Raw genomic sequence first — 11764 nt, forward strand, 5'->3', positions numbered from 1 at the left:
CCTTTAATAAGCATTGAGGCGTAATCAGCCTCAGATTCACTGACCATATGAAAACAACCTCTTTAACAGGATTTGGCTCGATCCGAAGCCCCATCAAAATCTACATTGCCAATCGCCCACCCATTGATAATTACCCGACCATGCAGGAACTGCGTGGCATGCTGCCGGGTGAAATTGATCACATTGTCAGGCACACCAGTAATCACTGGCGAAAAGTGTTTAATGTGTACGCGAAATTCCTGTTCGATTGGCAGGCGCAAACATCAAACAATGTGTTAACCCGTTGGCAGGATTATCGAGAACAAGCGCTGTTTCAGGATAATTCTGTCGCTTCACTGCTTTTTACACCGCCCCAGTTTGACGACGCAACAGCGCGCTTTCATATCGTAGCGGGAAAAACCTACGCGGCTTCATTAAACCCGCCGCCTTTGGTATGGATAGATCAATACTTTGCGCTTAACCGGGAACATCAATTAATTGTCAGCCCCTACCCGGATTATCGACAGTTATCCAACGACCGCATTATGACGTTGATTACCCTGATGAAGTCTGTTGCTAATCCCACATAAAAATCTTAAAAAAAATAACTGCAATTAGAACTGAAAAATATTTCGACACTGTTACAAAATCAGTTTATTCGTCATTTTTTTTGGTGTACATTCGAAGCGTATGTCGATCCACATCTCATATTTCAGAGAGGGCAACGACCATGGAATGCGCTGCAATTAACTTACCTACCTACGAGTCACTGCAGGAACGTTATTTAAACTTTATGAATCAGTCGACTGTTCAGCACTTTATTGGTGCGGGAGGTACAGTCACTATTGCCGCAGAAGCGCGCGACTTACATCAGGTAAATGCGTTAGCGCTCGCAGGGCATCGGCATTTTGCGGAAAAATACTGGCAGGAAAGTGAGAAAAAATATGTGCACCCTCACAACCTGCATCTGCACTATTTTGGGGTTTTGCAATCCAATAAAATCCGCCGGATCATGCAGCACTTTCATCATATTGAAGGCATAGCGAGTAAACGCCAGGCGGATATCGTTGCGCGACTATTGCGTGAAGAACCGGAATCGTTAAAGACACAAAAGTTTTTCGTGCAATTAAATATCGGCAAAGAGCCAAGCAAAAATGGTATTGCGCCAGAAATTGCACCAGACCTTATCGAACATTGCCTCATTCTGAATCTTCCCCTCACAGGTTTAATGGCTATTCCGCCCAAAGCGGATGCACCCGCGCCCCACTTCAACGCATTGCGTAAGCTTGCCGACCATTACGGTTTGCCGCATTGCCAGATGGGTTTCAGTAATGACTATGCTATTGCTATTGATTGCGGGGCTACGCACATCCGCATTGGCACGGCTATTTGGGGAGAGAAGTATCCGGCAGGATATAAAAGCATGATGGCTCCCGCTGCGTTTACGCAGGAGTCCTCAGCTGCGGTAACTCAAAAGTCCTCGGTCATGGCAACTTAGGACTGGCCAATAGATTGAAGGTCCTGACGGGTAAGCATTTCTTCCGCGTGTTCCAATCGTTGTTGTACACGCTGTATCAAGGCCGTGGTTGAGACACCGTCGGTATAAGATAAGACACCCAACATGTGGTCAGGCAAGTCAGGGCAATCGCGTCGCTTGGTCACCAACTCTTCTGTGCCGCAGCAAGCGAAGGCATAGATGGCGTAACCTTTTTCCTGCATAAATTCCGGCGTAATGATACGCGGCCCCTCTTCAGCCACCTCATCCACATAACGACACGCAGCAACCACCGCCAGTCGCTCCGCCTGATTCATCACGGGCTGCCGCTTGAAAGAACTGACACGCTCATCATCCACAATGTGTACAACAAGACGGTCACCTAATGCGCGCGCATTGCGCAAAAAATTTACGTGCCCCGGATGAAACAAATCAGCAACCATTTTCGTGTAAATAACCTTCATGATGTTTGCCCTATGATGAGTTCCTGCCAAAAGGTGCTGTGTGCGTAACGACTTTTTCCTATCGCCATCAATCGCATCACCGTATGCAAACGATTCCGATACAAGCTGTATGCCAACTCGCGGGTGAGACAATATTCAACAATCGGTTGGCTGAAATCGGTTAGCGGTGAGGTCAATACCCAGTGATGGTAATCCGTCTTACTGTGCCAATCCTGATAGTTTTCCGTGAGAAAAGCTTCTGGATTTTCCGGAACCCAGGCCACTATATCGTGAAACTGTGCGCGCTTTAACTCAAAGGCTGTGCGATTGCGAATCAGCAAGTGGCCGTAGCATTCTGCAAAAGTTTGCAACTTACCGTCAGATGGGTGAAAGAAAATAATATCGACAGGAATTTCTGTGCCGGGCACGGTCACTTTTAATCGACAAGGCCAAGGGTCTGGCTGATGGCTGTCGATGTGATAGCCCCGGTGTTTTAATATCGCGTGGATCTGGTTACAGCTGTGCTCTTCCAATAAAATACCGATATCCAGATCGGCATCGTGCTCCATAAAATCGCCTTCACGCAAAAAGCCCAGCAATACCCCGAAGCATAAAAAAGGTCGCACACCTTGCGCTTCAAGATCAGCAAGCACTTTGGTTAGCGCGTGATGTTTTTCGGCGCGGGTGAAATGTGCCAAGGGCGGCGTGTAAGGGCGCAATGCGGCAGCGCTCACACTTACCGGTCTGTTTGCCAGGCTATTGATGTGCGCAAATAATAAATCGCGCGCTGTTTCAGGATATCCGGAAGCCGCCAGCGCATCGTAAAAGAAGTGGCTGAGCTTTCGGTAACGAAAACCCTCCAGAAGATGAATTTGCCAGCGTACAAGCGCCGGTTTTTTTACCCAGAGTGCTGGAGCCAGCATCCATCGGGAAACGGTTTGGGTCAGCTTCGTTAACGCAAGATGTTGCGTGGGGGTCAGTATGCTCATGCCACTCCTGTTTTCGGGAAAATAAACACCGAATGAAAATTCAATATAACGTGGCCCTTGTTGGCAATTCAACCAGTCGATGGTGCTTTGTTAATTAACCAACCGATTGCTCATCCACCCGCTGGGGAATGACAAATAAACAAGGCGAGAAAAGCGGAAACCTGGTCTACACTGTCTGTGAATATTCCCTCATTCCCACTGCCTTCGTATACTGAACGCAGCATAAGATAATTTAAGTATAAGATAGAAAGAAACGAGGTTTTTTGGTGATAAGACAATTATTTGGCATTCGCTCCTTGCGCCAGCCAAATGCATCATACGGATTTGGGTTACCAAGGTTCATCTCGTGGTTTAACACCAACACAATTAGATATCGGTGCGCACGCTGCCTGCTTCTGCTTTTATCCTTTTTCTGCACAGCGCTGACGGCACAGGAACCCAGCTCACCCACACCGCCACCGAATTTAATTTTCAGGCATATTATTCCAGCCCAAACCGAAACCCTCGGGATGGTCGACAGTATTCACCAGGACGCCCAGGGGTTTATGTGGTTCGGCGGTGACAATGGTCTGGCACGCTATGACGGTTACAACCTCAAGATTTATCGCCACCACGAAAATAATCCACGCAGCCTCAGTTCCAACACTGTTCATCACCTGCTGCGTACCCGCAGCGGCCAATTGTGGATTGCCACCAGTGCGGGTTTGAATCGTTACAATCCGACCACCGATGACTTCTCCCGCTATAACGTTGCGAGCGAGGCCGGTGATTCCAATGATATTCGGGATATGCTGGAAGATCGCCAGGGCCGCTTGTGGCTGGCCAGCACCAGCGGCTTCTATCACTTTAATCCTGAAGAGCAGACTACCCAGGCAATCCGTGATCCCAACTTGCCAGAGGATACACAAATCGAGCGAATGGCCTGGGCCATTGCGGAGGATCAACAGGGTTTATTGTGGATCGGATACAACGCTCGCGGCGTTACCCGTTTTGATCCCGACAACAATCGCTTCCATCACTATCGCCACAATCCCGAAGCAGCCCCCGATGAAGATTCCGGCTTAACCCACAACAGTGCGCGCGAGTTGTTTGTCGACAGTCATAACCGCTTATGGGTTGGCACGCTCGGCGGCGGACTGCATCGTTATGATCGCGCCAGTGATCGCTTTGTCGCGGTGAAACACCACATTGGGGAAAAAAGCGATGCGGTCCTGGATATCAACGAAGACCAGCAGGGGTTGATCTGGCTTGGCGACGGAACCTCCCTGCATATCTTCAACCCCGACGACAACGATTACTCGCGCTTTCGTTTTTCCGAAGCGAATCCCAGCGGACCTGGTAACCATGTCGTGCGCAGTATCTATCGCGATATCAACAACGACATGTGGATCGGGTACTTCCCCTCCGGCGTGGACATGATCGATAAGCGCGCGTCGGTTTTTAATAATTACGGCCACAATCCTCACAACGAAAACAGCGTAGCCGATGGCGGCATATTGACCGGCTTTGAAGACCAACAGGGAAACCTGTGGATCGGGGCCGGCTTTGGCTTGAATTATTTTGAGCGGGACACGCAAACTTTCACACGCTTTGTTCACGATCCTGATGACCCCACCAGTATCAGTGGCAGCACCGTGTTATCGGTATTGGAAGATGCGCAACAGACACTCTGGGTGGGCACCTGGGATCGCGGTTTGAATCGTCGTGAAAAACACAGCGAGGTATTTATTCATTATTTACCGGCTGCCAAAAAAGCCGGCGCCATCGTTGGGCGTGAAGCCTGGGATTTATTAATCGATCAAGAAGGCACCTTGTGGGTCATTACCGAAGAGGCACTGAATCGCTATCATCCCGAGACGGATAGCTTTACCAGCTATCTGCCCAAACGCGAACAACTGAACGGCGATATCAAACTATACGGCCGCGTTTTGTTTGAAGACAGCCAGCAGAATTTGTGGGTGGGTGGCGTTCATGGCCTTTACATATTTGACCGTGCAAAAAATCAATTCACTAAACATTACCGTCAGGATGAACAAGACCCGACGTCCTTACATCACAACTTTGTATGGACCGTTTATGAAGACAGTCGCCAGCAATTGTGGATTGGCACCAACGGTGGCGGACTGCATCGACTGGACCGGAAGACCGATAAATTTATTCACTATGGTATAACCGAGGGCATGGTTGACCAGGTGGTCACCGGCATAGAGGAAGATGAACAGGGTTATTTATGGCTGAGTACGTTAAAAGGTTTGTCGCGCTTTGATCCGCGTGATGAAAGTTTTCGCCACTATGACAGCAACAGCGGTTTGAGCGGCAATCTGTTCAACCGCAATACACCGACACGGCTGCGCAGCGGGGAATTGTTTTTTGGCAACAGCAAAGGCTTCACGATTTTTCGTCCACAGGATCTTGACGTTAATCCAATCCAACCACCGGTGGTGTTGACAGATTTTCTGGTTTTTAACCAACCCGTTGCCATCAGTGAAGAGTCTCCCCTGCACAAGTCAATCAATACCACCAACCATATAACCCTTAAGCACAACCAATCGGTATTCTCGCTTGAATTTGCTGCGTTAAACTTTCGTTCGCCGGAGTTGAATCAGTATGCGTATTTATTGGAAGGCTTCGACAATGATTGGAACTACGTCGGCACCAGGCGCAGCGCCACCTATACCAACCTCAGCCCCGGTACTTACGTTTTTCGCGTAAAAGCCTCAAACAATGACGACGTATGGAATGAGGCGGGCGCCACTGTCACCTTGCATATATTGCCGCCGCTGTGGCGAACCTGGTGGGCCTACGCGCTCTACGCCTTGTTGATAACCGGATTAATCTACTGGTTTATCCATACGCAACAAATCAAGCTGGCCTATGAACGGAAGAAAGTGGAACAGGAAAGATCCCTGGTCAAACGTTTGCAGGCTTTGGATAAATTGCGCGATGACTTTCTTGCCAACACATCCCATGAGTTGCGCACGCCACTGCATGGCATTATCGGATTGGCACAATCATTATTAGACGGCGTAACCGGTAAATTGCCTGACGCTACCCGGCAGAACCTCGCCATGATTGTCAGCAGTGGTAAGCGGCTGGCGAACCTGGTTAATGACATTCTTGATTTTTCCAAGCTTAAAAACCAGAACGTCAAATTGCATCCCGGAATGCTCGATTTCCATACCCTGGTAGAAACAGTCCTTGCATTATCACGTCCGTTAATCAGCGATAAACCTCTACAGCTTTGCAACAAGGTACCGCGCGACTTACCGGGTATTTATGCAGATGAAGACCTGATGATTCAGATCATGCACAACCTGATCGGCAATGCCATCAAATTTACCGATCAGGGCGAGATTACTGTCACCGCTGATATTGAGGGAGAGTATGTGCGGGTGAATGTTATCGATACTGGCGTCGGCATTCCTGCCGAGCAATTGGACAGTGTCTTTGAAGCGTTTCATCAGGTAGAGGATTCCGAACGTCGCACCCAGGCCGGAACCGGCCTGGGCTTATCCATCACCCGCAAATTAATCGAACTGCACAGCGGCCAGGTGTTTGTGACATCAACACCGGGGGCTGGCTCCACTTTCGGTTTTACGGTGCCCTGGCAAGCGCGCACTATTGAATTTGCCGATCCGGTACCCGCAGCAGAAACCAGCGACATACGGGAAGAGCCGATTGCACAACCCGCCAACACGGAAGAAAATCTCGCGGTCTTTCACCAACAACTTGCCGAGGATTTTATCGCCAGGATATTGATCGTGGATGATGATGCCGTAAACCGTAAAGTCTTGTGCAATTATCTTTCGCTGAAACAATATCAAGTGCTGGAGGCCAGCAGCGGGAAAGATGCTATCGATTTGATCCAGCGCGAACAACCCATCGATCTGGTGTTGCTGGATATTATGATGCCGCACTTATCCGGCTACGATGTTTGCCGGCGTTTACGCGAGCAATACACGGCGCAGGATCTGCCGATTATTTTTCTTACCGCACGCACCCAACTACAGGATTTGGTTACCGCGTTTTCCCTTGGTGCCAATGACTTTTTACACAAACCGGTTGCGCGTGAGGAATTACTAGCGCGCGTCCATACACATTTACAACTACTGGACACTCACCGCCACCTGGATAAAAAAGTGGCCGAGCGCACCGCAGAACTGGATCAAAAAAACCAACGGCTAAAACACATGCAGGCGCATTTGCAGGACGTTAACCGCAAACTGGAAGAAGCCAGCTTGACCGATCCACTGACGGGTTTGCGCAACCGGCGCTTCCTCAATAAATTTATCGGTGCCGATACCGCTATCGTCGCGCGCAATTACGCAAATGCACACGCTGACAACAATGGCGCTTCGCCCATTGATAGCGATCTGGTCTTTATGCTGTTGGATCTGGATCACTTTAAACAGGTGAACGACCAACACGGCCATAATGCCGGTGATCAGGTGCTCGAACAACTGAGTGACGTGTTACGTGACGTACTGCGTGAATCCGATTATTTGATTCGCTGGGGCGGCGAAGAGTTTTTGTTGGTCATGCGTTTTTGCCTGCGCGAGCAGGCCGTTGAAATGGCTGAACGTATTCGCCAAACGATTGCGAATCATGCGTTCGCTATTGAATCCGGCGCAACGTTAAAAATTACCTGCTCTATTGGTTTCGCTCCCTACCCTTTTTACAGCAACAAACCAGCCGCACTATCATGGGAGCAAACCATCGATATCGCCGACCGCGCGCTCTACACCGCCAAACAGAACGGAAGAAATTGCTGGATCGGTGTTGAATCTGGCGTTAACGGTGCAAATTCCCCACTGCTCAACGACGAAGAGTTACTTATTGCCGAACAACAGGAAAAGATCAGGTTATTGCGCCGCTGACAACAGCGGCCGTAACAACATTGTTTTCAACAACCTGCCATTAATTTCATCCTTACTCCGCAGTTTTCCATTACACCGGTTGACAATCACTATAGAAAAGCAATAGCTTTAATGGACAACGTTGTCATAGAGTTTTTCTCGGCAATAACGCTAATTTGTATCACCGGGAAAGAGTTTTAAGACAGCGTTGTCATCGCATTTCCACGTTTTATGTGCAGTGGTTTTTTATACCGCTCTCTGCCGTCCCTCGACACAGAATCCGCACAAGGAAACGCCGTTATACCTCTCCAGCGCTTGCATCTTTGTCATCGGCCAATGGTGGTAGGCAATGACCTGCCGTGATCAGGCGTTTATCTAAAAATGTTTACATAATAAGAGGATATAAACATGATCAAAGCAAAGGCTTTCGCCTTGATGTTCATCATGAGTTTGTCAGTCGGTCAGGCTTACGCTTACAACTGTAGTGAATTAGTTCAGTACGCCGGTGGCAATTATTCCACCGGCAGCCTGGTAAAAAATGCCAATCATGCTTACCGCTGCACTGTCGGCGGATGGTGCACCGTTGGTGGACCTTACGAACCCGGCGTTGGTTGGGCCTGGCAACATGCCTGGGAAGATTTGGGTTCCTGTGACAATACATCCAGCGTGCCCAGCTCCAGTAGTTCAACTCCCAGTTCCAGCAGCTCAATCACCAGCTCAAGTGTGCCGCCATCCAGCTCAAGCAGTTCGACACCGGTGTCGAGCTCCAGCAGTTCGGTGGCAAGTTCAACATCCAGCACGGGCAACTGCCCTTCCTACGCGGCGGGCACCAGCTACCAGGCCGGCAGCGTGGTCACCAATGCCGGTGGCTATTACGCCTGCACTGTAGCCGGTTGGTGTTCCAGCGGTAATGCCGCATATGAGCCCGGCGTCGGTTGGGCCTACACGAGTGCCTGGTCATCGACCAATGCAGCTGCCTGCGGCGGTTCAGGCTCCAGCAGTTCCAATGGCAATAATGTTCCCGATGTTGGCTTCTGCGCGGAAGAATTTACCAGCGGAAAAATCTACAGCGCGGGAACCCATGTGGCCTATCAAGGCGTTGTGTATCGCGCGTTAGTTGATACTCACTCCATTCAACCGGGCAACACCGCTTATCCCGGACAATGGTCCGCGGCGGTTGGTTATGCTGATCCGGATCTGTGTCCGGTGCCGATTCCCAATAACATTGATTACGGTACACCGCAGCCAGTGACCGGCAATACCAATGCGGGTAACGTTAATCCAACCGGCGTCATTAATGCGGCGCGCATTTCGAATACACAATCCACCCTGCCCGGCCAGCAAGGCGGCATATCACCCGCAACGGATAACGGTGGTGACCACGGCGGCCTGGATGGCGACAATGGTGCGCGGGTTTCCAAATTGGTACCCGGAAATATTGCGTTGCAACACAATACTTACGATGTCACCAGTGGTACGGAAATCGTGACCTATATCGGTGACTGGGCTGTGTATGGACGCCGTTTTGATTTCACCAAACTCGCCGCCAGCAACTTGCACCGCATCGTTTATGGCTTCGCCGGTATTTGCTATCCCGCTGCCAGCAATGTGCAAGACGGCGGCTTCCCCACCTCCGCACCCGCAGCGGTTATGCGTAACTGTACGCAAAGTAATTTGCCGGATGGTGCGATGGCACTGGCCGATTTTGAGGCAGCGTTTGTACGCAATGTCGGTGTTGCACCCAATGGCGTAGTCGGCACAGAAAGCCAATACGAACTCGATCCGGCAAATGTCGGTGGTGTGTTCGGCGTGCTTTATCAACTGCGCGAACAAAATCCGCAATTGAAACTGGATTTATCCGTCGGCGGCTGGACGTTGTCAGAAGGTTTTTACTGGATGGCTGGCAACCCCACACGTCGCAAAGCCTTTGTGGATTCTATTGTGCACTTCCTCGAACGTTTTGATTTTGACGGCGTGGATATTGACTGGGAATATCCTGGCACCGATGGCTCGGTACCTGGTGCATCCAGCCCTGCTGACGACGCCAACTACGCCACGCTGATTCAGGAATTGCGCGCCGGCATGGATTGGTTGTCGAATAAGACAGGTAAATCCTATCGCTTGTCGTCTGCCATTCCGGCCGGATTAGGACGTCTGGAGAAAATCAATTGGGATAATGTGCATCCTTATATGGATCGATTGTATTTGATGACCTATGACCTGACGGGCGCGTGGGAGCGGGAAATTTCCCATCACACACCGCTTTACACCAACCCGAATGCGGTGGGTTCTTCGGCGGGCACTTCAGCAGACTGGACCATCAACTACATGAAAAGCCTGGGCGTACCGGCCAATAAATTAATGATCGGTGCCGCCAATTATCACCGCGCTAAAGCCACGGTGCCCGGTGACATCAGTGAGTACACCAATGGCTTAACAGGTTCGACAACCTACGGTGACCTGAATTGGACCGGTGCGGATCAGATATTGGGCATCGCCGGTGTCGGTTCCTGGGAGGCAGGTGTTGTGGAAGGTTATGATCTGTTCCAGAATTTTCTGGATCGCGATCTAAAACCGCGCAATGGTTACACACTTTATACCGACAAAACCGCCAATGCTGACTATCTGGTTCATGAAGGTATCGGCTCGTTTATCAGTATTGAAACGCCGCGCACCGTTGCGCTGAAGACTCAATATGCCAAAGACAATGGATTAGCCGGTATTTTCTTCTGGATGGCGGAACAAGATAACGGCTACAACCTCAACGCCGTTAATCATGTGTTAGGTAATGCGTTATTAAACAACCGTTCCGATGCTGCACCGCAACACCAGATTCCCGTTTGTGGTGCAAACCTCACAGCACAGGAATGTGAAAACTTGATGACACCCTTGCGTTAATAATACATAACACATTTCATCAATTACATTTCCGTTTTTCATTAGGCTCTCCCTATGGAGAGCCTTTTTTTTGCGTATTTGTTTATTAACCCGCCAGCCTCTTATAACACCTTTAGTAAAATTCGCGTTTTTTTAAAAAATAAGTTCTATTCTCGAAAAAAATCCAGTAAAAGTTAATCTGAACGACACATAGGATGTATGGCCATGAGAATTCTCTTAATCAATCTTGCTAAAGATGTCGAGCGACTGACATTTTCTCGCAGGCAGTTTGCGCAACAAGGTCTTGAGTTTGAACGGTTGGAAGCCACTAACGGACGCGAGTTATCGCAAGACGAATATGACGCATTTATAGCATCGCGCCCGCGCAACGGAAAACGCCAATGGACACGCGGTAAGGTAGGATGTTTTCTAAGTCATTCACGCGCATGGAAAATATGCGCCGACGGGCCGGATGATTGGATAGTTATTGTCGAAGATGATCTGCATGTTTCCAACGAATTTCGTCACTTCGTTACCGACACATCCTGGATGCCAAAAGATTTCGATATCATCCGCTTGGAAAAACCCACCAATCGCATCAAGCTGGATAGGCAACCCGCATCAATTCATCACGGGCGCGGCACCTATCGACTCTATTCCACATCCTGGTGCGCAGGCTCTTACATACTGAGCAAAAAGGGTGCACAAAAATTATTAAGTGTTCCGGAAAAATATCACGAAAATCCTGACCGTTTTATGTTTTGTCACGAAGACTCCATCATCGCCGGCAGCTTGAATACCTATCAGGTTGCGCCTTCGCTAACCACGCAGGATAAATACGATTCGGCCAAGCCAACTTTCGCGAGCAACATTGAAACACCGGATATTGTGTCGACGGATCGCATTACGTTGATGGACAAGATAAAACACTTATCACCACAGGAAATTTTTTTGGTGATTAAGAAAACGCTTCAGGGATATCGGCGGGTGAATTTTAAGCCGTGATCCATAGAGGATTGCACGATACGAGTTTGGCGTTAGGCCTTTTGTTTCGAAACCTTCAAGTCAGGGATGACTTGAAGGAGCTACAGGGATGTATTCATGCGTTTTCGAAACAAAAGGCCT

General features: G+C 49.4%; 7 protein-coding genes. 5 read left to right on the forward strand and 2 right to left on the reverse strand.

Going from position 1 to position 11764, the window contains the following annotated elements:
- Positions 1-47: 47 nt before the first annotated feature.
- Both CBR65_RS06250 and CBR65_RS06255 read left to right on the forward strand, forming a co-directional pair.
- On the forward strand, positions 48-569 hold the full coding sequence (locus CBR65_RS06250) for a hypothetical protein (protein ID WP_087466064.1): 522 nt from the start codon (positions 48-50) through the stop codon (positions 567-569).
- Positions 570-709: 140 nt separating this feature from the next.
- A complete protein-coding gene (locus CBR65_RS06255) occupies positions 710-1477 on the forward strand; it encodes an alanine racemase (protein ID WP_087466065.1) in 768 nt (255 codons plus the stop codon).
- Here the strand turns inward: CBR65_RS06255 and CBR65_RS06260 are convergent.
- Together CBR65_RS06260 and CBR65_RS06265 are read right to left on the reverse strand one after the other, a co-directional pair.
- Entirely contained in the window at positions 1474-1938 is a 465-nt protein-coding gene (locus tag CBR65_RS06260; RefSeq protein WP_087466066.1) for an adenylyltransferase/cytidyltransferase family protein, read from the reverse strand. The two genes, CBR65_RS06255 and CBR65_RS06260, sit on opposite strands and share 4 nt — an antisense overlap.
- Positions 1935-2906 carry a hypothetical protein gene (locus tag CBR65_RS06265; RefSeq protein ID WP_087466067.1) on the reverse strand — a complete coding sequence of 324 codons (972 nt, stop codon included), beginning with the start codon at positions 2904-2906 and terminating at the stop codon, positions 1935-1937. Before CBR65_RS06265 ends, CBR65_RS06260 begins: the two co-directional genes overlap by 4 nt.
- Before the next feature lie 509 nt (positions 2907-3415).
- Here CBR65_RS06265 and CBR65_RS06270 point away from each other — a divergent pair.
- The 3 genes from CBR65_RS06270 to CBR65_RS06280 all read left to right on the forward strand — a co-directional run bounded on the left by CBR65_RS06270 (position 3416) and on the right by CBR65_RS06280 (position 11644).
- Entirely contained in the window at positions 3416-7783 is a 4368-nt protein-coding gene (locus CBR65_RS06270; protein WP_087466068.1) for a two-component regulator propeller domain-containing protein, read from the forward strand.
- 387 nt (positions 7784-8170) lie between these two features.
- Positions 8171-10660 (forward strand): glycosyl hydrolase family 18 protein, encoded by a 2490-nt coding sequence (locus CBR65_RS06275; protein ID WP_198300883.1) that lies wholly within the window; start codon positions 8171-8173, stop codon positions 10658-10660.
- A gap of 204 nt (positions 10661-10864) precedes the next feature.
- Positions 10865-11644 (forward strand): glycosyltransferase family 25 protein, encoded by a 780-nt coding sequence (locus tag CBR65_RS06280; protein WP_157671989.1) that lies wholly within the window; start codon positions 10865-10867, stop codon positions 11642-11644.
- The last annotated feature ends 120 nt before the right edge of the window (positions 11645-11764 follow it).

The organism is Cellvibrio sp. PSBB006 (assembly GCF_002162135.1).
Lineage (GTDB): Bacteria > Pseudomonadota > Gammaproteobacteria > Pseudomonadales > Cellvibrionaceae > Cellvibrio.